Here is a 23,982-nt window from a genome sequence, read left to right on the forward strand (position 1 = left end):
AATCTTCAATGTTAAACTCCGTCATTCGCTTCGCTCTTCGCCAACGCCTGCTTGTCATCGCAGTCGCTCTATTCCTTATTGCGTATGGAACTTGGCAAACGATAGTCATGCCGATCGATGTCTTTCCTGACCTCAACCGCCCGCGAGTGGTGATTATGACCGAAGCGCCAGGACTGGCACCTGAGGAGGTAGAGTCGCTGATTACATTCCCGATCGAAACAACCATGAACGGGGCGAACGGCGTCGAAGCAGTTCGCAGTTCATCCGGCGTCGGAATCTCGGTCATCTATGTCGAGTTTGCTTATGGGACGGATGTCTATACGGATCGACAAATTGTGGCGGAACGAATGCAGATGATCCAAGATCGTTTGCCCGCTGGTATCGCTCCACAACTGGCCCCGGTCTCGTCGATTATGGGCCAGATCCTGATGCTGGGGATGTGGAGTGATGACCCGAATGTCGACACGATGCAACTGCGGACCACCGCCGACTGGGTCGTTCGGCAGCGATTGCTCACGATTCCCGGTGTTTCTCAAGTCTTCACGATGGGCGGGCAGCGGAAACAGTTTCAAGTACTTGTCGATCCCGATGCAATGTTGCGACTCGGCGTGACGTTGCAGGAAATTGAAACAGCCGTTGCTGGAAGTAACGAAAACGCAACAGGCGGCTATCTTGACCAGCAAGGTCCCAGTGAACTGTTGGTTCGGGCACTTGGTCGTATCAGAACTCTGGAGGATTTGAAGAAAGTTCCAGTCAAAATTCGTGACCGCCGCCCAGTGTTGCTGTCCCAAGTCGCAGATGTCGTCGAAGGAGCACAGGTCAAACGCGGCGATAGCTCTGCTTTCGTTAGGATTGAGGATTTAGCTGAATCTTCAATCGGCAATCAACAATCTTCATTCGATAATTGGCGTGGTGGGCCTGCGGTCGTGCTTACGATCAATAAGCAGCCTGGTGCAGATACGCGAGAGGTCACCAATGAAGTCTTCAAGGCGATCGAGGAACTCAAACCGACGCTGCCCCACGGAACACAATTGTCGACGGTCTATTCGCAAAAAGCATTCATTGATCGTGCTATCGAGAACGTCATCGAAGCGCTCCGAGACGGTGGTCTTTTGGTCGTCGTTATTCTGTTTCTGTTCTTGCTCAACTTGCGCACCACGTTCATCACGTTAACGGCCATCCCGCTATCACTGATGATGACATCGATCGTTTTCGCCATTTTTGGATTATCGATCAACACGATGACACTGGGCGGCATTGCCGTCGCAATGGGCGAATTGGTGGATGATGCGATCGTCGATGTGGAGAACATTTTCCGGCGACTGAAAGAAAACCGCGCCGCCGGGTCTCCGCTCAATCCGCTGTTGGTCGTGTTCCGTGCCAGTACCGAGGTCCGTCGGTCGATCGTGTTCGGCACCATGATCGTGATCCTTGTCTTTATCCCGCTATTTGCCCTTGGTGGCATGGAAGGAAAACTGTTCGCACCCCTCGGAGTTGCGTACATCGTCTCGATCCTGTCGTCATTGATCGTCTCGTTAACCGTCACTCCTGTTTTGTCTTATTGGCTGCTGGGGCTGAGCAAGGGAAGTGAAGAAGAGAAAGATGGCTTTGTTCTGAGAGGTCTCAAATGGGTGGCCGATAAAGTGATTCGATTCAGTTTGACCTTTCCGCGTTTCAATTTGCTGGTCACTCTCTTGATGGTTGCGATTGCAGCGATCTTCGCATCACGATTAGAAAAAGATTTTTTGCCACCATTCAATGAGGGAACGATTCAGTTGAATGTGGTTCTGCCTCCAGGAACTTCGCTCGCTGCATCCAACGCGATCGGGAAGTCGGTCGAGGATACACTGATGCAGATCGAAGACGTGCAACGGTTTGCCAGGCGGACAGGACGAGCCGAATTGGACGAACATGCCGAAGGCGTCAACATGTCCGAGATGCTGATCGAGATGGACCCAGATTCGCCAAGGACTCGCGAAGAACAGTTGACGGAAATACGCGAGTCGATGGAGGATATTCCTGGTATTGTGACGGCGGTCGAACAGCCGATCGCCCATTTGATCTCGCACATGCTTTCGGGCGTCAAAGCACAAGTCGGAATCAAGATCTATGGCGATGACTTGGATCTGCTACGACAGAAAGCGGAAATAATCAAAGCGGAAATGGAACTGGTGCCCGGCGTCACCGATGCACTGGTGGAACCGCAAGTCATCATTCCACAATTGCGTATCGAACTCGACCGCGATCGGCTACTGGAGTATGGTCTGACGACGGCGCAAGTGAACGAGTACATCCAAACAGCGATGAATGGAAAAGTCGTCTCGGAAGTGCTCGATGGCATGCGGACGTTCGATTTGCTCGTTCGCATGAAAGAGGATTACCGGGAAGACCTCGATGAATTGAAGAGGTTGTCAGTCCAGGTTCCCGAAGGGGGCATGGTGCCGCTGACGAGTTTGGCGAAGATCTATGAATCGGGTGGACCCAACGTCGTCAATCGTGAAAACGTACGGCGGCGCGTCGTGATTCAGTGCAATGTGTCGGAGCGAGGTGTTGTCGATGTGGTCACTGACATCCAGAAGATGATTCAGCCAATCGTCGCGACTTTACCAACGGGCTACTTTGTCGAGTATGGTGGCCAATTTCAAAGCCAGAAGACGGCCAGTCGGATCATCTCTGTCTTGTTCTTCATGTCGATGATTGGCGTGTTCATGGTTCTCTACACCCTATTTCGTTCTATCAACTTGGCGTTCCAAGTGATGGCGGCGTTACCGATGGCATTTATTGGTTCGGTGGCCGCGCTGGTATTAACGGGCCAGACGTTGACGATTGCCGCGATGGTTGGATTCATTTCGTTGGCTGGCATTGCATCTCGAAACGGCATTTTGTTGTTACAGCACTACTTACATTTAGTTCAGCACGAGGGCGAGCAGTTCACGCCATCGATGATCATTCGTGCTGGGCTAGAGCGACTCGCACCTGTGTTAATGACGGCATTGACGTCCGGCATCGGGCTGGTCCCGTTAGTGATGTCCGCTGGCGAAGCGGGCAAGGAAATCTTGTACCCAGTTGCGACAGTGATTTTGGGTGGCCTGATTAGTTCAACGATGTTGGACTTCTTTGTTCATCCTGCACTGTTCTGGCTATTTGGAATGAAGTCGGCGGCGAGCGTTGTGAGCGAGTCGTCAAATGAAATCGAACTTGAAGAAGAGTGAGATTGAAGATTGAAGAAAATTCCCAAATCCCAAATCCCAAATCCCTTTCCCTTTCCCTTTCCCTTTCCCTTTGGAGAAGAAGTATGAAGAAGATAGTAAAACGTTTTGCGGCTGTTTTGGTGTGTGGTGCCATGGCGACCGTTGGTGGTCAAGCCTTTGGCCAAGCACATGACCACGATCATGCGGATGGTGATCATGCGGGCCACGATCATGATGAACATGGTGACCACGACCACGGTGGCGAGTCGCTCGCCTATTACTTACCGGAGTGGAAGGCGATGCACTTTGACGACGCCAATAAGGCGGCACAACATGCAGCGACGGTTAAGAAAATGGGCTGCGAGGTCAAGCAAGGCTCTCACGCGGGACACAGTGATGTGAGTTATCGCTGTGCCCAGTGGAAGACACTTGCGGTGAAAGATCACAAGATGGCGGAGCAGTGGTCAGGTTGGTTAAAGGCATCCGGCTTTGACGTTTCTCATGCGCACGCGGACCCCACTTTCGCGGAAGGCCCCGAAGCGGTCGAGTTCCGTATGGTGAAGTGGAAGCAGTTACACGGTAACGGATCGGCTGAAGAGGCTCAGATGTTGGACCAGCTTAAGAAGATTGGTGTTGAGGTTGTCGTCGAGAATCACGGTAACCACAGCGACATTCGCTTTCGCGCACCAACATGGCGAGACATCCACGTCGCCGATCACAATACCGCCGATCAGTGGATGGGTTGGCTGAAGCAGAATGGCTTTGAAACCCAACACGAGCTCTAAGGAATTGATGACTGCAGATTGAAAATTGGAGATTACCAAACTCCCAGACTCCCCACTTTTTTACAAAGAGAAAAACAAATGCGCTCCTATCACTACACTCTCTTCGCTGCTGTAATCACGGTCTTCGTGTCAGGTTGCGGTGACAAGAAATCCGAAACGACGTCTTCCGGCACGGATGATTCATCAATTACGATGGACGCTCCTCCGCCAACAACTGTCGATGTTCACGTTCACCCAACCGAAGGCCCACATCATGGCTCTTTGATCGAACTTGGTAACGAGGAATACCACGCAGAACTCGTTCACGATGAAGATTCCGTAACGATCTATATTTTGAACGGTCCCGCAACCGAAGCAGTGCCAATCGATGCAAAGGAAGTGACAATTAACCTGTTGCACGATGGAACCCCCGAGCAATTCAAGCTCGCTGCGTCTGCTGACGCCGCGGACCCCAGTGGCAAATCGTCCCGCTTCTCGCTCTCAGATGCTGAACTGGTCGGACATATCGACGATGAATCGGCAGCACCGAAGCTGATGGTGACCATCAACGGCACCCCCTATCGTGGTGAATTAGCACACGATCATGATCACGCTGGTCACGATCACTAGCATAGGCCGGAATTGAATCTGGCAATCCCAGCAACAGCTTACGGTGGATCGAATTCCGATCTGCGATAGTCTCCAGTAGTTTGCTGCACATCGTAGCGAGCGGCGAGGTCTCCGGTTGCGTCGCCCACCGCGCAATGCCGGAGGCCGCCATTATCTTGATTGAAAGTTATAGGAAATTCCGTCATGCCTTTGATTGAAGAATTTGAACGCTCCGGTATTTCGTTGTTTCGATGGCGAAGTTATCTGCCATTCGTGTTCCTACCGCTAATCGTGGTCGCAGCAATCCGTTATCCAGCGATTGAAACGAATCCGAGTTTACATTTCGCCTGGGGAATGTTCAGCCTTTGGTTTTCCCTACTAGGCTTGTTCGTCCGATGCCATACCGTGGGACATGCGGCGCAAGGGACGTCGGGACGGAATACCGAAGAGCAAATTGCTGAGACACTCAATACATCAGGCTTCTACTCGGTGCTGCGTCATCCTTTGTACCTAGGCAACTTTTTGATCGCCTTCGGGATCGTCTTGCATTCGTGTTCCCCTTGGCTCGTTGCATTGTTCATCGCATTATTTGCGTTGTACTACGAGCGAATCATGTTTGCGGAAGAAGCGTTCCTGAGGCGTAAGTTCGGGCCGGATTTTGTTCGCTGGGCAGCGAAGACGCCCGCCGTCCTGCCTCGCCTGAGACGATGGCGGAGAGCCGAGTTACCGATGAATTGGCCCAAGGTCATTCGTGCTGAATCAACCGCATTCGCTGTCATCGCAATTGCGTTTCCTAGTTTGGAATTCTTGATGCACCGAATGCAAGAGGGCACGATTGCAGTTGAAATGGCGTGGTATTACATCTTGGCAACGGGTGTCGCTCTCTACTTCGTTGCGAGGATCATGAAACGAAACTTCCGACGTTGGGCAAGGTATGAAGCAATCTTGTTAAAGGCAGCGAAATGATGCTTTCACGGCTGGAACAATTGTGAACGAAAACACGATCGAACAGCGACTGATAAACACCCTCGTACGATTTGGCTTTCCACACCTACAGGTTACCGTCGATTCACAGGGTGTCGCCGAACTAATTGGTTCGGTCGCAACGTCCGACGATCGTGCGTTTGTCGCGTCGATAGCCTCGACGACGCCAGGCGTCACCAGCGTCAAGAACCAACTTAGGGTTGCCAAACCCTAAAGAATAAAAGCCCCGCAAGATAACTCGCGGAGCGATTGTGAACTGATTCACGCGATCGTTTTTCCAAGAACTAGTGGTGGCCGCCAATACCAAGGTGCAAGCGTCCGACATCAAGGTGCAATCCACCACCGTGTCCGTAATTTGCGCCGTGACTATACGAACCACGGTTCTGAATGTAGCCACCGCGATAACTCGGTTGGTAACCGTATCCCGATCCATAAATGGTCCCGCCATAATGCGAGCCATGTCCGCGGCTCGGCGCATAAGCATGAGCACCTCCGTGCCCGTAGCCGCCCTGCCCGTATTGGTTGTAAATGCGGCCATGATGCCCACCAAAATGGTCATAGGCAGAAACCTGAGTGTCAAAGCTGAAGAAGGTTATTCCAGCAGCAATCGCGGCGATAGCGAAAAGTCGTTTCATGTTCAGTATCCATAGGGAGGAGAAAGGAGCGGCAGTAACGTCTGCCCATGCCACCTTCAGTTGCATCCACGATGCCAAAACATAAATCCCCTAAAAACACGGTGTTTCCAACGAAACGGTGTCGTCAATCTGATTTATTTGTTTCACGATTGAGACGCCCCAGTGGCCCCGGAAGACTATGAGTCAAGATATATCAACACGAGTTCAGCAAGCACTCAAGAGAATGAGGCTGCGATACGTACAAGTTTCGGCTGGTTCGACAGGCGGTGTTATCTTAAGCGGGACCGTCGGGAATCATGACGAGCGAACACTTGCCTCAGCAATTGCTCGAACAACGCCGGGAGGCACTTCAATAACCAACCAGATCGTTGTGAGATCTTAAGTTGGTTTTCAAAAGGCGAGAGAACACAACGCAAAAAAGCATGTGGCGATTAGTTTCGCCACATGCTATTATTGCTGAACTTGAATCGCCTATGAACTAATGTCCGTGATGAACATTCCAAGTCGTATGCGGCACAGCGTCAACATGCGTCTGCGTATGCGGTACTGCATCAATGTGATTGCCATGCCGGTAGTAGTCCGTATGGGTCGTTGTATGTGGCACATAGTCGGTGTGCGTTGATGGGTGCAGATGTGACGTCGCAGGTCGGAAAGATTGATAGCGTTGGTTGTAGTTTTGTTGATAAACCCCATTCTGAGGATATGTCACATGACCTTGACTCGGGTAGGTTTGTCCTTGAATGTAGGTTCGCCCTTGCCGTTGGATATAGGTTTGCCCTTGTCCTTGGATATAGCCCTGTGTAATCACAGGCCGCTGCGATCGATATATTTGTCCACCGGAATTCGGATACTGATCAAAGTGCGTTGTAGTGTGGGGCACTTGATCGATATGCGTGGTGGTGTGCGGCACCGCATCAATGTGGTTGCCGTGTTGATAGTAATCAGTGTGTGTTGTTGTGTGTGGAACGCTGTGATTATGAGTGGTCGTGTGAGGGACAACCCATTGTGCGTCAGCGTTGGGTGCAACACAGAGCATTGCGACGATCGAGAGAGAACCAATAGCGATGCGTTTCATTTTTCTGGCCCGTACAGGAGGAGACGTGAAAAGGAGCCTCGCGAACGACGAGAAAACCCCCTTGCTTGAATTCATGATACCCCCCCATGTCGGATGTGGTGCAAGTGCCGCACCTCCCCCAGTGAAAATGTTTTTCTGGACTCATCAGTTTTTGGGACGAAAGTCATGTTCAAGGAGAGACAAAAGTCCATGTTCAAAGAGAGTAGTCGTGATTCCCTTGACTTTGTTTGAACCCAGTTGATCGAGGTCCCACTGAACACCACGAAAGACGGCGATTTGGTCAATCCCGTCACCATTCCAATCACCAGCCACCGGCGTATCAACTTGTTCGCCGAACTGAAAAACATGGTACACTGCGTCGGCACGCAACGATCCCTGGTTTCCACGACGTAGAAAGCCGGCACTCTCCATTCGAGGCGGATGCGTTTCTGGAAGCACTCGTTTCGATCATTGCCCTGCGATACTTTGTGCGTCGTGGCGAATCATCCAAGGGATGACTGTTAAGGCGTTGTCTGTGAATTACACGCACCTCGATCAATTCAGCTTAGCGGTCACTCTTGAGTCTCCTTGCGGCGAATCGGAGGTGTACCGTAGCGACGATATTGAGGATCTCTGTAACTTGACGACGCCGCAATCGGAATAAAATCCGATCTACCTTTCGGTTGATTCCACATGCGGCATCGCAGGATCATTGTCCCAACCCGTCGTCTCGGCCAGTTGCGGGATACGGGGGGTCGGCCCGTCGAGGATCAGTCGCGCCGATCGATCGTGGGTCAAGAACGTCCATCCCCACTGAACCAACACCAACATGCGGTTGCGAAACATCGTGATGTACATTAGATGGACCGCTAGCCAAAGGAACCAGGCGACGAAGCCATAAAACTTCCAACCACCAATCACTCCGACTGCGCTGTAGCGGCCGATCACCGCCATGCTGCCTCGGTCGCGATAGTGAAACGCCGTTCGAGGTCTCTCGTTTAAGTCGGCAATGATGCATTTTGCTGCATGGGCTCCCATCTGAGTCGCAACAGGAGCGAGACCGGGCAAGTCGCCTTTCTCGTCGTGATTGAACGAAGCCAAATCACCGAGAACGAAGACGTTTGGGTGCGACTGCAGTGACGTATCGTTCTGGACCGGAATACGTCCCCCGCGAGCGGATGTCAGTTCTGTTTGCCTCAATAAACTCGCTGCAATCGGCGATGCCTTCACGCCAGCGGCCCACAACACGGTTCGCGTGTTGATTCGCCACGCTTGCTCTTTCCCTTCGGTCAATAACTCGACGTGCGTTTGATGGATGCCGGTCACCCGCGTACGACTAATCACCTCGACTCCCAGTCGCTGTAATTGCTGAGCGGCTTTTCCCGGCAGCGGTTGTGCGTAAACGTCCAGCGGGTACTCACTCGGTTCGATCAGCACGATGCGAGCGTCAGCGGGGTTGATGGTGCGGAAATCGTTTTTCAAAGTATGACGAGCAATCTCGGCAATCGCTCCTGCCAATTCACAACCAGTCGGTCCGCCACCGACGATGACGAACGTCAATAGGTCGCGAATCTCGTCAGGATTAGGACTTCGTTCCGCAGCCTCGAACGCTCCCAGTAATTGGCGTCGAATCTCGGTCGCGTTTTCGATCGTCTTCAGTCCTGGTGCGATCTTCTCCCAATCATCATGCCCAAAGTAATGGTGGACTGATCCCAACGCCACGATTAAATAGTCATACGCAATCTCTCGATCCGTCAAACAAACGACTTTGTTATTCAAATCAACAACTTGCACCTCGCCCAGCAACACGCGAGCATTTTTTTGTTTCCGAAGTAATGCACGAAGCGGCGCAGAAATGTTCGCTGGCGAAAGCTCGCCGGTTGCCACTTGATAAAGCAACGGTTGGAACAAATGGAAGTTGCGTCGATCGATAATAGTTAGATCGACGTTTGCACGGCGAAGCGATCTGGCAGCTTGCAAGCCAGCGAAACCGCCACCAAGGATGACAATTTGTAGATTGGAATTCATTCCACTGATTATTCTCGATCGGGGTGGGTGCGGCGAAATACGGTTAGTAAAGCGTAGCGTAATAGACTCCGATCTACGAGTTGTCCTTAGGAATTTGTCTGAGATTTCAATTCGCACAGACTGCACGTTTTATGCCACGCCAAGTCGACACAAAGAGAACCGCCGTTGTCATCTTAGCATTCTGCCATTGTTTGCTCTGTCGGGAGTTGAAGAGCGATTGTCCTCGCCACTTCGTTTAGCTTACATTGTTTCGATTCTGGCGTCGTTATCGAACCACCAAGTGTATTTATTTCATCATGAAACCATCAACCGCGAATGCCTATCGAGAAGCAACCGCCGCATCCGTTCTGGGATTGGTCGTCAATTTCAGTTTGGCAGTCGTCAAACTGGTCGGTGGCTTGCTAGGGCATTCATTCGCGTTGATATCCGATGCAGCCAATTCGATGGGAGATGTGTTGACATCGCTCGTCGTGCTGTTTGCGCTTCGTGTGGCTCAGAAGCCCGCCGACTCAGAGCATCCTTACGGACACACACGAATTGAGGCGGTTGCCGGATCGAATGTTGCGGTGCTCATTCTTGTCTCTGCGGTTTGGATTGGCTGGGAAGCGATTGGGCGATTCTCAACGACGCATCCGCTCCCGCCGATTTGGACGCTTTGGATCGCCGGTGGAAATGCTGCGATTAAGGAGAGCTTGTACCGATATAAGATGCGAATCGGCCGTCGAACCGGCTCAAGTGCTGTGATTGCGAATGCGTGGGATCATCGCAGCGATGCGTTGTGTTCGCTGGCTGTTTTAGTCGGTTTAGGAATCGTTCGCGTTGGTGGGCCGCAATATATTTGGGCCGATGAAATCGCTGCATTATTTGTTGTTGCAGCGATCAGTTGGACCGCTATCAAGTTGTTGCAACAAAGCACTAATGAATTAATGGATGTTCAAGCAAACAATGAATTGGTAGATCAAATGCGAATGACAGCAATAAAAGTCGAAGGAGTGAAAGACATTGAAAAATTTCGGGTCCGCAAATCAGGCTTAGAATATTTTGCTGACATTCACGTTCAAGTGGATCCACAAGCAACGGTTGAGAAAGGCCACGCGATCGGACATGCCGCCAAGGAGGCGTTGCTCAGTGAGCATGGCCTTCTCCGAGACGTCCTTGTTCACCTAGAACCCTATCGACCCGCAAACATTCCCAACAAATTGCAATAGAACGCATTCGTACGATTTACGCTAATGAGGTCAATATGAACAAATGGGAACACGACCATTCCTTTGGTCAAGATAAGAAGAAACCCGGCGAGTTCCGAACTCTAATTGTCATTGCAATGACGTTCACGACGATGATCCTTGAGATTGTCGCGGGCATCATTTATGGTTCGATGGCGTTGTTAGCTGATGGCCTGCACATGGCTTCGCATGCAAGCGCCCTGATGATTTCGATGATTGCCTACGTTTACGCTCGGCGGTACGCTCACGACAAGCGATTCAGTTTTGGTACTGGAAAAGTCAATTCGTTGGCAGGTTTTACCGGAGCGATCCTATTAGCCGCGTTCGCACTTGTGATGGCGTGGGAAAGCGTCGGACGACTGTTCGCACCTTTACCGATTGCTTTCAACCAAGCTCTGATGGTGGCCGTCTTCGGACTTGTCGTAAACGGCTTGTCTGTTTTGGTACTCGGCCATGACCACGGGCATCACCATGACCATGAGCACCATGATGAACACGCACACGATCACTCGCATCATCATGAACATGATCACAATCTTCGCTCCGCTTATCTACATGTTTTAGCAGACGCATTGACATCGGTGCTGGCGATATTCGCGCTGCTCGCTGGTAAGTATTACGCACTGAATTGGCTTGATCCCGTGATGGGCATTGTTGGTGCGGTACTGGTGGCTCGTTGGTCTTATGGCTTATTGAAAATGACAATCGCCGTACTGCTAGATCATCAGGGGCCACAAGAACTACAAGAACTAATCCGGCGCAACATCGCCGACATTCAGGGAGCGGACGTTGTGGATCTGCATCTGTGGCAAATCGGCCCCGGCATGTACAGCCTCATCATGTCGATTGCTACCAGCGATCCACTTGAAGTGCAGCTGTACAAACAAGCGATCCCGCAAGACTCGGGGATCGTTCACATAACTGTTGAAGTCCACCAGGATCATAACGTGAGCAGTCAAACTGGATGAGACAAATTCTGCGAGACCACCAAGTTGATGGCTTTGTCTTAACTGGATCGCTCGACGTCGTGATTGATAACAGTGGTGACGACAGTTTGCGAGGACTAACTCTTAGTCAAAATCAGGCCGAATTTTGAAGACGGAATAAATTCCATTTTTAGATGCTTACTCCTGTTCTTCCTGGGTGGGCTCCATGTGAGCCAAAAACACGCGTTCGCCTGCAAAGATCACGACAAATCCAATCAGCGATACCCAAATCACCAATGTGTCGCTGGTCGCCTTCATCCAGACAAATGCTCCCAGGATGACAACGTCGAGGATGATTGCAGTGATCAGCACCGCCGCGTTAGCGTTGACCTCGTTCTTCAAGTGGCGCAGCACGCCCCAGTGGATCGCGATGTCCATGACGATGTAAAAGATCGCCCCAAGAGATGCGATGCGGCCAAGGTCAAAGAAGATTGTTAGCGTGATGGCAATCACAATCGTGTAAACAAGTGTGTGCTTTTGAATGTCGCCCGGCATCCCAAAATGTTTGTGCGGTACGAGTTTCATTTCGCTAAGCATCGCCAACATCCGAGACACTGCGAAGGTACTTGCCAACAGCCCCGAGATGGTCGCAATGACCGCTAATCCCACGGTAAAGTAGCGTCCCCATTGCCCAAACGCTGGTTCGGCGGCCTTGGACAACGCATAGTCGCGGTGCTCAATGATCTGCGAAACGCTTAGGTTGCCAGACACGGCCAAAGCGACGAGCAGATAGACAACTAAACATATCGATAGTGACCAGATGATCGAACGCCCGATGTTCTTCTTCGGTTCTTTGATTTCCGATCCGCTGTTAGTGATTGTGGTAAATCCCTTGTAGGCGAGCAGTGCTAGCGCCGTCGCGGATAGAAAACTCGTACTTGTCGTTCGTTCCGTTACCCCGACGGCGTCGAAAGACAACCCGGAAACGTACAAACCAGCTCCCGCAAAAATCAGAATGCCGCCGATCTTGATGACCGCCGTCACCATCGAAAACTTCCCAATAAAACTTGTAGACAGAATGTTGATCAGGAACACAAAGATCAATAATCCGACGCCGAGAGCGGGAACCCAAAACGTCGTGTCCTCCACGCTCATCAGTTGCAACGTGTAGGTCCCGAAGGTCCTTGCGACGAGACTTTCATTGATCACCATCGAGAAGTACATCAGTAACGCCATGCCAGCCGTGATGGTTCCTTTGCCGTAGGCTTTCATCAAAAACATGCCGATGCCGCCAGCCGATGGATACTTTTGCGCCATCTTTACATACGAGTACGAGCTGAATCCGGCGACAACGGCGGCAGCAAGAAACGCTAATGGAAAGAGACCGCCCGCTTGTTGGGCCACTTGCCCAGTTAGAGCAAAGATTCCTGCACCAATCATCACGCCCGTACCCATCGCAACCGAGCCGGTTAAGGAGAGACTGTTTTCTTTGTACTGATTCTTGCCCGATTTTTCGTCGCTCATACTTTGCCGCTTTGTCGTAGGACGGAATTCATCGTAATGGTGGCTTCTGGCCGCCAACTTCTTTGAAGACGTGGCGGCTAGAAGGCAACACTACAATCGGCTTCGCAAATACCATGCCAGCATGCTGTAGGCTGTAGGCTGTTACCCTGGTAGGGTATTGTTATAATGGTGTGATGGAGCCGCCGCGTGCAAAATCCGCATCCCATTACCTTTCGCAGCAAGACGTCCAGTCGGCAGCGGCTGGGGATCGTACTGCGCAGCGACTGATTTACGAAGCGACATCGGATCGCGTTTTCCGCTTGATGGTTCGGATGGTCGGCCAGCAGGACGCTGACGACCTGACCCAACAAACGTTTGTCCGAGCGTTCACCAAGCTCGATCAATTCAACGGTGAGTCGAAGTTTGAGACTTGGCTATACCGACTGGCCACCAACGAAGCGTTGCAGCATCTGCGTCGTGAAAAGCACCGGCGAACAAAAGAACTCGTCGTCGAACCGACCGCTCGACACATCGATCAGGTCGAACAATACGAGCGTGCGGCGACGGTACGAACCGCCCTCGACCGACTCGATCCCGAACTGCGAGCGATCTTCACGCTCAAGGAAGAAAGCGGATTGTCATACCAGGAGATCGCCGTTACGCTTGGAATTCCCGAAGGGACGGTCGGTTCGCGGTTGAACCGGGCACGCCGGGAGTTGCGAACGTTGATAGACGGGAGTTGGGAGTGAAGAAGGAGGGATCTGTGCTCTCCAGTCTGCTTCACTCCAAACTCCCTTGCTTCTTATTGAGGGCAACCCACTGTTCGGTCCAACTGGGCAATCGTACCCGCTAATGTGGCGTCGATGCGGGCGAGCTGGGTCTCGAACATTAGCAGCTCGCGGTAGGTTTCGATCAGCGTGAAGAAGTCCGTGCGTTTGCCTCGGTAGTCGGCGATTGACAGTCTGAGTGTGTCTTCGGTTCGCGGGATGATGCGATCTTCGTAGATGTTGCGTTGCTCGACCAGGGCGTCGGCTTGGACGATCAGGCGGCGAATTTTTCCGTAAAGCTCGTCGCGTTCCGCTTCCAGTCGGCGGGTCGTGCTGCTGGTTCGGTGCGATGCCTCACGAATGCCTGCGTTGATTTTATCTCGCCAAATTGGAAGTGTTGTTCCAAAACTAAGGCTAACATTGTCGTGACCGTCGGCGACAGGACTGAGGACTTTATGGTCGTCGCTAATCAAACTCCAATTGATTCCAACATTGAAGTCAGGATATTTTTGTAGACATGCCAGCGTTTGCTTGTCACGATCGCGTTGGATTTCCCATGCGAGGCCGCGTAGCTTCGGGTTGCACTGCTCGGCCAAGGCGATCAATGCTTCGATTTGCTGCGGAGTCTCGATTGTTGATAGCTCGGCACTGGCTTCTGGCATCATCGCCACTGGCTGCTGAAGCAATGTCGCTAAATCCGCTTGTCCGAGTTCTTTTTGTTTGTGAAGTGCGACAAGCTGATCATCAAGTCGGTCGGTTTCGAGTTGGGCACGCAAAACATCCTGTTGCGAGCCGCCGCTGCGGTAGCGTGCTTCGGCAACGTCGGTCAAGTCGGCCACAAGCTCTTTTGTCTCGTCAATGATCTTGATCGCTCGCGTTGCAAACCACACTTCGTAGTAGGCTAAACGTACCGATTCGGCAATCTCTCGCTCGATTGCGTCGACTTCGGTTTGGGCGATTAGCACTTCACGACTCGCGATTACGGCTTTCGTTTTCAATTTGTCTGGATAGGGCACTGCTTGATTGATCGACATCTGGTGACCGACACGGCCGCCAGCGGTTTGCAGAGCTTGGTCTTGAAATGGCCAGAAAGTATTGTTGAATGACGGGTCAGGCAATGCCTTAGCTTGCGGGATGACGTTGGTTGCTGCAGCGACGCGCTGCCTAGCTGCGAGTATCTTTGGATGCCGCGACAGTGCTTCGGCAACGAAGTACTCGACGGGAGCAGAACGCGAGTTGGGAGAAGGCGAGTTGGGGGAGGGGGAGTCAGGGAGAGTGGGAGTCTGGGAGTCTGGGCGATCGGAAGCCTCGGAGTCGGTGACTATTCCTTCATCTTCATCGCTCTCCGTGTCTCCTTGTCTCCCTCTGTCCTCTTCTTCCTTCTCCCCATCTCCCTGGCTCGCCTTCTCCCCATCTTCCTTGGGCGGATCGAGTTGCAGAAAGTCTCCAAAACTTCGTTTACCCTCTTCCTTGAGTGGTTGATCGAAGATAGCGGGCGATGCGATTACTATCCCGTCGTTGTAGGCGGCGGGCTGAACGCCCCTTGTTTCCGGCCCGCTAAGGACTTGTTGCCAGTCGACGTCGCTGATCGCGACCGAATCCGGGTTCGATACGGCGGCCGGAATAGTGGATTTTCCAACCTGAACACCACGCTGGGAGGCACAACCGGTCGCCGACCCGGCAACCAATGCTGCTAGCAGCAAGCGTTTTGCTCGGGTTGTCCCGAGTGAAAAAGATTGCCGATTCATGACGCTGGTGTCCTGATGAGTTATAATTGAGCTGTCAAAGTTTACCTAACCGGTTAATTCCTATTGAACTTTTCGGCCAGATAACCGATATTAGTCACATACCGGGTATGGGTATAATTTTCGGAAGGTCACAGTGAGCAACTCCCCCCTAATTCGCATCGCCGTTAATCTTTGTCTGATCGCTGCAATCGCGATTCAGCCAATGGTGTTGGTTGCTGCGCAGGGAAGTTGTGCTCAAGGTCAGTGCTGCGAGGCCAAAACGGTCTGCCACGCATGCAAATGCTGTGAAGTGAAAGCGGACGGCGATCTGTGCGGTTGCTGTAGTGGCAACAAAAAGGACGCCGACAGTTGCTGCACGAAGAAAACTGAACGCCCCACGCACGATGAATTGTTCGGCGAAATCTCCGATGTCGTTCCTGAGCCACCGAAATCCGACGACGAGAAATTGGCTGAGGACCAAGTTGCGTTGTCATCGTGCATGTGTGGCATTCGATCAGAACCACTAGCACCGGCACCACATCACGTACCTGTCCCCCAGGTTCGTGAATTAGTCGTGATTGCGTACTTGGATCACGTTGCATCCGAGGCTGGACTTTCAATTCGTCCAGATCAATTGATGTCACGATTGCCGATCGGCGATCACTCACCGCATTTCTCTCAGCGGTTTCTTTGCATCTGGCGCATTTAGCGTTGTCTCGATAGGAGAGCTGCGCGCGTCGCTCTTCGTGTTCAAGTTGGCTTTCACGCGAATGATGCTGCGCGCACGTTCCGTGTGAAGTCTTTCCAGATGCAATCCCTACGCGATTTGATCGCGTCACCCTTTGATTTGCCGACCGCGTTTGCGTGGCGGCAATGATCGCGAGTTCAGTCATGAGTGGAAACGGAAAACGAGATAGTGAAGTAGTGGAGGATTTGGGAGTGAAGGAGAATGAGTTGAGTCTGGGAGATGGAGAGAAAGGGAGTCTGGGAGATGGGGAGAAAGGGAGTCATGGAGAGGTTAGCACTGCCGACGATTCCTCCACTCCGCTCCCAGACTCCCCCTCTCCCACCTCCCCCTCTTCGACGAGCGGAGCTCGCTGGCTCATGCGCACTGGTGTGCAAGCAGCAACGGTCGTCATCGTCGCCGGTCTTGTGTTTTTCTTACTCGGTGTCGCACAGCGAACGAAGTGGTTGACTGCCGATGGTTTTTCGGACGGCCAAGGCGAATCAATCGCAGAAGCCGGTGGCGGCGAAGACAAACGGTACATCTGCCCGATGATGTGTACGCCACCGTCCACAGAACCAGGTCGCTGCCCCGTCTGTGCGATGGAACTGGTCGAAGCGACAGGTGGCGGTGGCGGCGATGGTATCTCGGTCACCATCGAAGCATCCGCACGGCGATTGGTCGGTATTCAAACCGCGATGTCGAAGATGGGCGAAGTCAATCGAACGATCCGCACCATCGGCTCGATCGACTTCGATGAAAGCCAACTGTCGACCATCAGTGCGTACATCGACGGCCGCTTGGAAAAGATGTACGCGAACTACGCCGGTGTGAAAGTCAATGAAGGCGACGACCTTGCGTTGATCTACAGCCCCCAACTCTACACCGCACAAACCGAGTTCATCACAAGCATGAACAGCGATGGCAAGATTGGTCGCTTTCAAATCTCTGGCGGCGATCTGAACAAGATGGCTCGGGAGAATTTGACTGAACTGGGTATGACGGAAAGTCAGATCGACCAATTGGGGAGGTCGGGTAAGCCAATGTCGCGTATCCGTATCAAGTCACCGCAGAGTGGAACAGTGATCGAGAAGTCGGCTGTTGAAGGCGACTACGTCAAAACGGGACACAAGCTCTACCGAGTAGCCGACCTGAGCAGTGTTTGGTTGATGCTTGATCTGTTTCCCGACGACGCATCGGCTGTTCGTTTCGGCCAACAAGTTGAAGCGGAAATTCAGTCGATGCCCGGCGAAGTATTCACGGGCCGCGTCGCTTTCATTGACCCCACCGTGAACTCGAAGACTCGAACGGTACGCGTCCGTGTCGAGATCATGAACTTCGACGGCAAACTGCGACCAGGCGACTACGCGACTGCTAGGGTCACCGTGCCAGCAATCCCAATGGACCAAGTTTACGATCCGGCACTGGCGAACAAATACATCAGCCCAATGCACCCGCAAGTCATCCGCGACGAACCGGGGACGTGTCCGCTTTGCGATATGGATTTGGTGCCGACGTCGCAGCTCGGGTTCGCATCAGAGCCTTTGCCGATGCAGCAAGTCGTGACTGTGCCGCGCGACGCCGTGCTTCTGGCTGGTGAAAACAGCGTGATCTATGTCGAAACCGAACCCGGTCGTTTTGAGATTCGCCGAGTGACGGTCGGTCCCATGAATCGAAAAGAAGCAGTGATTGTGGAAGGACTTTCGGCTGGCGAGACGGTTGCAATAGGTGGCAATTTCTTGATCGACTCACAAATGCAGCTCGCCGGAAACCCATCGTTGATGGACCCGACGAAGGCACCGAGCTATTCGCCAGGACCGCTTGAGCTTCCCAATTCCATCCCGGTCATGCTGGCGACCGACGCTGGTAAAACGCTTGATCGCACCTACGACGCCTACTTCGAGATTCAATGTGCGATGGCGGCCGACCAAACGCCTCCGCCCGTCGCCTTGAACACTCTGATTGCAGGACTCCGCGAACTGGAAATGTCGGCTGGCGTCCCCGACGATGCCCAACGCAAGTTCGCAATTGCCCGCCGTGCGGCGTCTCGCATGGATGGATCTTTGGAAACCGCTCGCGAAGCTTACCGCGGCGTCAGTCACGCGATGTTGAAAGCGGCGACGGTTGCTCGTGGCCCGAAGACGGCCGTGAAGCTAACGCACTACTACTGTCCGATGGTTCCCGGTGGAGGTGGCGACTGGATGCAGCCCGGCGGCGATTTGCAGAACCCGTATTGGGGCAGTGAGATGCTGACGTGCGGGGAGCTAGTGAGGGAGTTGGGAGTGAGGGAGTTGGGAGTGAAGGAGTTGGGAGTGAAGGAGTTGGGAGTTGGAAGTGGCGAGCGTCAGCTTGCTGCTGGTATGCATCCAGGAGACGTGAAATGAAAGAGAGAGTGAGAAACCATCGTGAATTGATCGTCTATCAGAAATCGTTTGCGGCGGGAAAACGGGTTTTTGAACTGTCGAAAGCGTTTCCTCGTGAGGAAATGTACTCGTTGACGGATCAAGTGAGGCGGGCGTCGCGGAGTGTGAGTGCGAACATTGCGGAGGCTTGGCGAAAGCGACGTTATGAGAAGCATTTCTGTAGCACACTGAATATCGCCGAGGCGGAAGCAGCAGAAACGCAAGTCTGGCTGGACTACGCAGCCGCGCATGGCTACTTGGACGAAGCAACTGCGGCAAAAGCCAACGAATACTACGAAGAAATTCTTCGGATGATCGTGAAGATGATTCACGGTTCGTCGAACTGGTGCGATTTGAAGAGCAAGGGAGAGTCGGGGAGTCGGGGAGCAGGGGAGCAGGGGAGTGACTATCGGACGGATGACGAATACGTCGTGGTTGACCAACACAAGCTTCTCTCCCCATCTCCCGATCTCCCAGACTCCCCTTCGAAATCAGAAGGGGACGGCAGTGCTTAACGTCCTAATCCGCTTTTGCGTTAAAGAACCTTGGCTGGTCGTACTGCTGACGATCGGATTGAGCGTTGCCGGCTGGATCAGTTTCAAGTCGATTCCGATCGACGCGATTCCTAACATTGGCGAGAACCAAGTCATCGTGTTGACGCCCTGGCCGGGTCGCTCGCCAAAGGACATTGAAGACCAGGTCACCTATCCGCTGAGCGTTTCGCTGCTCGCTGTTCCCGGTGCGGAGTCGGTGCGTGGCAAGAGCATGTTCGGATACAGCTTTGTTCAGGTCACGTTCAAGGACGAAATTGACTTCTATTGGGCACGCAGTCGAGTTTCTGAGCAACTCGGCAGTGCGGCGTCACAGTTGCCCGATGGCGTCGTGCCACAACTTGGCCCGGACGCGACCGGATTGGGACAGGTTTACTACTACACGTTACAACCGCCCGATGAAGGCATGGGGCTCGCAGAACTTCGCAGCATGCAAGACTTTGTCGTGAAGTACGAGTTGCAGGCGGTCGAAGGGGTCAGCGAGGTCGCGTCGATCGGCGGTTACGTTCGGCAGTATCAGATCGAAGTCGATCCCGACAAGCTTCGATTTCACAACGTATCGCTCGATAAGTTGGCGATGGCGATCAATGGATCGAACTTGGACGTCGGTGCTAAGACGGTCGAAACGACCGGCATGGAGTTCATTGTCCGTAGCAAGGGGTTCCTTGGCTCTGGCGGTGACAAAGACAAAGCGGTCGAGGACATCGAAGACACCGTCATCATGCAGCGTGACGGAGTTCCCGTTCGCGTCCGTGACATTGCCAATGTGCAGATTGGCCCTGACTTTCGTCGCGGTGCTCTGGACTACAACGGAGCCGAAGCGGTCGGCGGCGTGGTCGTGATGCGATATGGCGAAAATCCGCGAGTCGTAATCGACCGAGTGAAAGAGAAGATCGCCGCGATCACACCATCGCTGCAAGGAGTGACCATTCACGGCGTTTACGATCGCAGCGGACTGATCGACGAAACGATGGCGACGCTGACGCACGCGTTGCGAGACGAGATCATCATCACGGCGATCATCATCCTCTTGTTTCTATTGCACATTCGCAGCAGTTTCGTCGTTGCGATCTGTTTGCCGGCAGCTGTGCTGATGTCGTTCATTGCGATGCGAGTGGTCGGCGTCGGTGCGAACATCATGTCGCTGGCGGGGATTGCGATCGCGATCGGCACGATGGTCGACATGGCGATCATTGTTTCGGAGAACATCTACCAGCATCTGGCAGAGTGGGAGAGTGGGAGTCTGGGAGATGGGGAGAAGCCAAGTCTGGGAGATGGGGAGAGGGGGAGTCAGGGAGAAGCTATGTCTGATGACTCCCACTCTCCCACTCTCCCAGACTCCCGAGCTCGCGCAGCGGTCGTCTACGAAGCAACGGTCGAAGTCGCACCGGCCGTCGTGACCGCCGTGGCGACAACGATCGTCAGTTTCCTGCCGGTCTTCTTTTTGACCGGTCGCGACTACAAGCTGTTTTCGCCGTTGGCTTACACGAAGACATTCGCGATTGCTGCAGCAATGATCGCTGCCATCACGATTGTGCCCGCCTTGTGTCGATTGATGTTGCGGAGCAGCGTGCGTCGAAAATCGACCGCGCTGGTTGCCGCGTTGTCTCTCTCCGGATTGCTCGGTGCCGCGTCCCATTTCCTGTGGGGATCACGACTCGCAGAACGCTTCGGCTTAGAAACATGGATTGTGACCGCGATCGCGGCCACGATCGGGTTCATTGGCGGATGGCAGTTGATGCGAGAACGAATTCGGCCGATCGAAGAGATTCCTTCCAGCCGCTTCGTTCGCTGGATATACGCAGCGCGACTACGACATGCGCTCAATCACAAAGCATTCGCACTTTCGTTTCCGTTGGTGCTGTTGATCATCGGCGTGGGAGCCTACGTCGGAATGCCTACCGTACTTCGTCCAGTTGAAAAGGTCGCGAACTTCTTTGGTGCCGAACTGAATGATTTCCCCGGCTACGTCGATGCCAAACACGTCTTCATCGGTTTGCAAAGTGACGACTGGATCGCGTTGGACGAGGGAAGCTGGTTCTACATGCCGACGCTCTACCCAGCGGCAAGCTTCTCGCAAGCGATGCAGGTGCTGCAGACGCAAGACGTTCTCATCGGTCAGATTCCCGAAGTCAAAGATGTGCTTGGCAAGATCGGTCGCGTCGAATCGGCACTCGATCCCGCGCCAGCCGCGATGGTCGAAACCTACGTGATGCTCAAGCCCGAAAGCGAGTGGCGAGAAGGCGTCACCGCTCGCGACGTGTGGGACGAAATCAACCGCGTCGCCACATTGCCCGGTGTCACGCCGGCTTCGGCGTTACAACCGATCGAGGGCCGAGTCGTGATGTTGCAGTCCGGCATCAAGGCACCGATGGCGATCCGAGTTTACGGAAACCAGCTTGACGAATTGGCTGACGCGGCGATGAATGTTTCGGCTGAATTGAAGAAGTCACCGCTGATCAACGCCGGTACGGTTAATCCCGACATCGTGCTTGGCAAACCCTACGTCGAGTTCACGGTCGATCGTGAGGCGGCATCGCGGTACGGGATGAGTTCGTCGATGGTGAACCAAGTCATCGAAACCGCACTCGGCGGGATGAATCTGATCAAGACGGTCGAAGGACGAGAGCGTTATCCCGTGCGACTGCGGTACAACCGCGACCTTCGTGAACAGATCGACGGTTTGAAACGCTTGCCCGTTGTCACGCAGTCGGGGGCCGTCGTGCCATTGGAAGAACTAGCAAGGCTGGAAACGACTTGGGGTCCGGGTGCAATCAACAGCGAAAACGGTCGACTCGTCGCTCACGTTTCTTTCATGACCAATGGTAGCAAGGGTGACTTGGAATCGGTTTCCGCGATCGAGGAACAACTCCGCGAGGCTCAGTCGCTGCCTCCGTCTGACCCGAATCGGTTGTCATTGCCAGCCGGCTATTCCCTCGAAGCCGTCGGCAGCTTCCGTAATCAAATCGAAGCCAATCGACGCTTGATGTGGATCATTCCGATGGTGATCTGCATCAATCTGATGTTGCTTTACATGGAGTTCCGAAACCTCTCGATTTCGTTAGCCGTGTTCTCCGGTATCCCAGTCGCCTTCGCTGGCGGCATGATCGCAGTTGCAACGATGGGCGTGGAACTCAACACGGCAGTTTGGGTTGGTTTTATCGCGTTGTTCGGTCTCGCGGTCGACGATGGCGTGGTGATGGCGACCTATATCCATCAACTCTTGAAGAAACGCAAAATCGAATCAGTCGAAGACATTCGCAACGTGGTTTACGAAGCGGGACTCAAACGCATTCGACCTTGCATGATGACCACGGTGACGACGCTTGCCGCGTTGATTCCAGTGTTGATCGCGACAGGCCGTGGAGCTGACGTTGCCCGAGCGATGGCGATTCCCGTGTTCGGTGGCATGTTAGCCGAACCGTTTACTTCGTTCATCGTGCCGACGCTTTATTGCGGCTACCTGGAATTGAAAATGCGTTTCGGATTTCATGACGAGCTTTGGGAAGGTACCGAAGCGATGCCGGAGGAGGAACTCATGAAAGCAGCATAAAGTTTTCGTTTGCCCATGAAGAAATCAACAACTCGGGCATCTAACATTCACAACCTCACCGACGGACCCAACGGATGGAGTCCTGACTTTCACAATGGAGCTCTCCCATGAAACGAACACTTATTATCACTGCTTTCTCACTCGCGATGACCGCATCGAGCGTGTTTGGGCAAACGATTCAATCGCAGCACGATCACGCTCAGCACAACCACGCGATGCCGGGCATGACGCAGGCTCGCGAAGTAACTCAAGCGGGACCGCATGGTGGCAGCTTGAAACAAACCGGCAACCTGCAAATCGAAACGATCGTTTCCCAAGGCGGGCTGCAAATGTTCGTCTTCGACCGCGCTGGCCAACCAGTCTCGGTCGATCAGGGACGCGGTGCTGTCTCGGTGCGAGTGGAAGGCAACGCGAAACGTTATCGCTACGACTTGCTTCCCGATGGCAAAGGAGCACTGACGGCTCCGGTGAACCTTTCGCAGCTTGCTGGCCGACAAATCGACGTCGATATTCAGTTGGTCGGCATAAAGGCCTCCGGCGGGAACACTGTTAGCTTCAATGAAGTTGCAACGGTGCCCGCGAGCGAACAGCAACTCGCTGCAGCAGCGATCGCACTTCAGAAAATCTGCCCCGTCAGCGGCAAGCCACTTGGTAGTATGGGCGATCCAGTGGCCGTCGATGTGAACGGACAGAAGCTCTACGTTTGCTGTGCAGGCTGTGTTAGCGAGGTCGAGTCAAATCCGACCAAGTATGCCGCCGGACGTCCGCAAATCACCGTTACCACCGCAACCCAAGCCGACGCAGCGGCCATTGCGGCCCAAAAGGTTTGTCCCGTGATGGATGAACCGCTCGGCGGCATGGGCACACCGATCAAAGTGATGGTTGGTGACAAGCCGATCTATCTATGCTGCAAAGGATGTATCAAGAAGATTCAAGCCGAGCCAGCCAAGTATCTGGCGATGGTTTACGGAGAGCAGATGGGGAGAGGGGGAGACAAGGAGTCAGGGAGTGTTGCGGCCGGGTCGGAAGCGGTGCGGGAAGGTGTCTTCAAAGTCACCGCGGCCGACGCAACATTCATCGCAGCACAAAAGAAATGTCCCGTGATGGACGAACCGCTTGATGCGATGGGTGGGCCTTACAAAGTCAACGCGGATGGAAAGGCGATCTACATCTGCTGTCCCGGTTGCGCAAAGAAGATCGCAGCCGAGCCGCAAAAGTGGTTGGCTGTGTTGAAGTCACAAGGAGTCGAAGCGCCAACAATTCGCTAGGAATAGACAGGGAGCTTGGAGAGGGGGAGTCTGGGAGTTGAATCGCTCCCCATCTCCCAGACTCACTCTC

Annotated in this window: 21 protein-coding genes; 15 read left to right on the top strand and 6 right to left on the bottom strand. The window is 53.4% G+C overall.

The features are described from left to right. Positions 1–8: 8 nt before the first annotated feature. The 5 genes from Q31b_RS15085 to Q31b_RS15105 all read left to right on the top strand — a co-directional run bounded on the left by Q31b_RS15085 (position 9) and on the right by Q31b_RS15105 (position 5,762). Positions 9–3,212 carry an efflux RND transporter permease subunit gene (locus tag Q31b_RS15085; RefSeq protein WP_146600531.1) on the top strand — a complete coding sequence of 1,068 codons (3,204 nt, stop codon included), beginning with the start codon at positions 9–11 and terminating at the stop codon, positions 3,210–3,212. Positions 3,213–3,295: 83 nt separating this feature from the next. Next, complete coding sequence (locus Q31b_RS15090; RefSeq protein WP_231617596.1) at positions 3,296–3,976, top strand: hypothetical protein; 681 nt, start codon at positions 3,296–3,298, stop codon at positions 3,974–3,976. A gap of 78 nt (positions 3,977–4,054) precedes the next feature. Next, on the top strand, positions 4,055–4,585 hold the full coding sequence (locus Q31b_RS15095) for a hypothetical protein (RefSeq protein WP_146600532.1): 531 nt from the start codon (positions 4,055–4,057) through the stop codon (positions 4,583–4,585). Positions 4,586–4,768: 183 nt separating this feature from the next. Next, positions 4,769–5,530: a methyltransferase family protein gene (locus Q31b_RS15100; RefSeq protein ID WP_146600533.1), complete on the top strand. Its 762-nt coding sequence runs from the start codon at positions 4,769–4,771 to the stop codon at positions 5,528–5,530. Between the two features lie 22 nt (positions 5,531–5,552). Then, positions 5,553–5,762: a BON domain-containing protein gene (locus tag Q31b_RS15105; protein ID WP_197171588.1), complete on the top strand. Its 210-nt coding sequence runs from the start codon at positions 5,553–5,555 to the stop codon at positions 5,760–5,762. A 70-nt stretch (positions 5,763–5,832) separates the two neighbouring features. Here the strand turns inward: Q31b_RS15105 and Q31b_RS15110 are convergent, their stop codons facing one another. Then, positions 5,833–6,183, bottom strand: a complete 351-nt coding sequence (locus tag Q31b_RS15110) for a hypothetical protein (RefSeq protein WP_146600535.1) — start codon at positions 6,181–6,183, stop codon at positions 5,833–5,835. Between the two features lie 178 nt (positions 6,184–6,361). On the opposite strand from Q31b_RS15110, the gene Q31b_RS29655 reads away from it, so the two are divergent. Next, on the top strand, positions 6,362–6,565 hold the full coding sequence (locus Q31b_RS29655) for a BON domain-containing protein (RefSeq protein WP_146600536.1): 204 nt from the start codon (positions 6,362–6,364) through the stop codon (positions 6,563–6,565). 96 nt (positions 6,566–6,661) lie between these two features. On the opposite strand, the gene Q31b_RS15120 is transcribed toward Q31b_RS29655, so the two are convergent. Both Q31b_RS15120 and Q31b_RS15125 read right to left on the bottom strand, forming a co-directional pair. After that, positions 6,662–7,258: a hypothetical protein gene (locus Q31b_RS15120; protein ID WP_146600537.1), complete on the bottom strand. Its 597-nt coding sequence runs from the start codon at positions 7,256–7,258 to the stop codon at positions 6,662–6,664. 144 nt (positions 7,259–7,402) lie between these two features. After that, positions 7,403–7,696, bottom strand: coding sequence for a hypothetical protein (locus tag Q31b_RS15125; protein WP_146600538.1), 294 nt, complete (start codon positions 7,694–7,696; stop codon positions 7,403–7,405). A 76-nt stretch (positions 7,697–7,772) separates the two neighbouring features. Between Q31b_RS15125 and Q31b_RS29365 the strand changes: the two genes are divergently transcribed. Then, positions 7,773–7,901 carry a hypothetical protein gene (locus tag Q31b_RS29365; RefSeq protein WP_261343863.1) on the top strand — a complete coding sequence of 43 codons (129 nt, stop codon included), beginning with the start codon at positions 7,773–7,775 and terminating at the stop codon, positions 7,899–7,901. An 8-nt stretch (positions 7,902–7,909) separates the two neighbouring features. On the opposite strand, the gene Q31b_RS15130 is transcribed toward Q31b_RS29365, so the two are convergent. Continuing rightward, positions 7,910–9,265, bottom strand: a complete 1,356-nt coding sequence (locus Q31b_RS15130; RefSeq protein ID WP_231617597.1) for an NAD(P)/FAD-dependent oxidoreductase — start codon at positions 9,263–9,265, stop codon at positions 7,910–7,912. Between the two features lie 296 nt (positions 9,266–9,561). On the opposite strand from Q31b_RS15130, the gene Q31b_RS15135 reads away from it, so the two are divergent. Next, a complete protein-coding gene (locus Q31b_RS15135; protein WP_231617598.1) occupies positions 9,562–10,473 on the top strand; it encodes a cation diffusion facilitator family transporter in 912 nt (303 codons plus the stop codon). 35 nt (positions 10,474–10,508) lie between these two features. Beyond that, on the top strand, positions 10,509–11,459 hold the full coding sequence (gene dmeF / locus Q31b_RS15140) for a CDF family Co(II)/Ni(II) efflux transporter DmeF (RefSeq protein WP_146600539.1): 951 nt from the start codon (positions 10,509–10,511) through the stop codon (positions 11,457–11,459). A 156-nt stretch (positions 11,460–11,615) separates the two neighbouring features. Here dmeF and Q31b_RS15145 read toward each other — a convergent pair whose 3' ends face one another. Then, positions 11,616–12,941, bottom strand: coding sequence for an APC family permease (locus Q31b_RS15145; protein ID WP_146600540.1), 1,326 nt, complete (start codon positions 12,939–12,941; stop codon positions 11,616–11,618). Positions 12,942–13,114: 173 nt separating this feature from the next. Here Q31b_RS15145 and Q31b_RS15150 point away from each other — a divergent pair, with 173 nt between their 5' ends. Then, on the top strand, positions 13,115–13,669 hold the full coding sequence (locus Q31b_RS15150) for an RNA polymerase sigma factor (protein ID WP_146600541.1): 555 nt from the start codon (positions 13,115–13,117) through the stop codon (positions 13,667–13,669). A 53-nt stretch (positions 13,670–13,722) separates the two neighbouring features. On the opposite strand, the gene Q31b_RS15155 is transcribed toward Q31b_RS15150, so the two are convergent. Further along, positions 13,723–15,435 (bottom strand): TolC family protein, encoded by a 1,713-nt coding sequence (locus Q31b_RS15155; protein ID WP_146600542.1) that lies wholly within the window; start codon positions 15,433–15,435, stop codon positions 13,723–13,725. A 133-nt stretch (positions 15,436–15,568) separates the two neighbouring features. Between Q31b_RS15155 and Q31b_RS28270 the strand changes: the two genes are divergently transcribed. From Q31b_RS28270 to Q31b_RS29035, 5 genes are all read left to right on the top strand, one after another. Further along, positions 15,569–16,123 carry a hypothetical protein gene (locus tag Q31b_RS28270; protein WP_231617599.1) on the top strand — a complete coding sequence of 185 codons (555 nt, stop codon included), beginning with the start codon at positions 15,569–15,571 and terminating at the stop codon, positions 16,121–16,123. 407 nt (positions 16,124–16,530) lie between these two features. Further along, positions 16,531–18,522, top strand: a complete 1,992-nt coding sequence (locus tag Q31b_RS15170; RefSeq protein WP_146600961.1) for an efflux RND transporter periplasmic adaptor subunit — start codon at positions 16,531–16,533, stop codon at positions 18,520–18,522. Further along, a complete protein-coding gene (locus Q31b_RS15175) occupies positions 18,519–19,055 on the top strand; it encodes a four helix bundle protein (protein ID WP_146600545.1) in 537 nt (178 codons plus the stop codon). Before Q31b_RS15170 ends, Q31b_RS15175 begins: the two co-directional genes overlap by 4 nt. Continuing rightward, positions 19,048–22,644: an efflux RND transporter permease subunit gene (locus Q31b_RS15180; protein WP_146600546.1), complete on the top strand. Its 3,597-nt coding sequence runs from the start codon at positions 19,048–19,050 to the stop codon at positions 22,642–22,644. Before Q31b_RS15175 ends, Q31b_RS15180 begins: the two co-directional genes overlap by 8 nt. Before the next feature lie 107 nt (positions 22,645–22,751). Further along, on the top strand, positions 22,752–23,912 hold the full coding sequence (locus tag Q31b_RS29035) for a hypothetical protein (protein ID WP_231617600.1): 1,161 nt from the start codon (positions 22,752–22,754) through the stop codon (positions 23,910–23,912). The last annotated feature ends 70 nt before the right edge of the window (positions 23,913–23,982 follow it).

It is taken from the genome of Novipirellula aureliae, assembly GCF_007860185.1.
GTDB lineage: Bacteria > Planctomycetota > Planctomycetia > Pirellulales > Pirellulaceae > Novipirellula_A > Novipirellula_A aureliae.

Bases quoted from the DNA above. Each gene is read 5' to 3' on its own strand.
- Q31b_RS15085 (WP_146600531.1), top strand. From the start codon at position 9: ATGTTAAACTCCGTCATTCGCTTCGCTCTTCGCCAACGCCTGCTTGTC.
- Q31b_RS15090 (WP_231617596.1), top strand. From the start codon at position 3,296: ATGAAGAAGATAGTAAAACGTTTTGCGGCTGTTTTGGTGTGTGGTGCC.
- Q31b_RS15095 (WP_146600532.1), top strand. From the start codon at position 4,055: ATGCGCTCCTATCACTACACTCTCTTCGCTGCTGTAATCACGGTCTTC.
- Q31b_RS15100 (WP_146600533.1), top strand. From the start codon at position 4,769: ATGCCTTTGATTGAAGAATTTGAACGCTCCGGTATTTCGTTGTTTCGA.
- Q31b_RS15110 (WP_146600535.1), bottom strand. From the start codon at position 6,183: ATGAAACGACTTTTCGCTATCGCCGCGATTGCTGCTGGAATAACCTTC.
- Q31b_RS29655 (WP_146600536.1), top strand. From the start codon at position 6,362: ATGAGTCAAGATATATCAACACGAGTTCAGCAAGCACTCAAGAGAATG.
- Q31b_RS15120 (WP_146600537.1), bottom strand. From the start codon at position 7,258: ATGAAACGCATCGCTATTGGTTCTCTCTCGATCGTCGCAATGCTCTGT.
- Q31b_RS15130 (WP_231617597.1), bottom strand. From the start codon at position 9,265: ATGAATTCCAATCTACAAATTGTCATCCTTGGTGGCGGTTTCGCTGGC.
- Q31b_RS15135 (WP_231617598.1), top strand. From the start codon at position 9,562: ATGAAACCATCAACCGCGAATGCCTATCGAGAAGCAACCGCCGCATCC.
- dmeF (WP_146600539.1), top strand. From the start codon at position 10,509: ATGAACAAATGGGAACACGACCATTCCTTTGGTCAAGATAAGAAGAAA.
- Q31b_RS15145 (WP_146600540.1), bottom strand. From the start codon at position 12,941: ATGAGCGACGAAAAATCGGGCAAGAATCAGTACAAAGAAAACAGTCTC.
- Q31b_RS15150 (WP_146600541.1), top strand. From the start codon at position 13,115: ATGGAGCCGCCGCGTGCAAAATCCGCATCCCATTACCTTTCGCAGCAA.
- Q31b_RS15155 (WP_146600542.1), bottom strand. From the start codon at position 15,435: ATGAATCGGCAATCTTTTTCACTCGGGACAACCCGAGCAAAACGCTTG.
- Q31b_RS15175 (WP_146600545.1), top strand. From the start codon at position 18,519: ATGAAAGAGAGAGTGAGAAACCATCGTGAATTGATCGTCTATCAGAAA.
- Q31b_RS29035 (WP_231617600.1), top strand. From the start codon at position 22,752: ATGAAACGAACACTTATTATCACTGCTTTCTCACTCGCGATGACCGCA.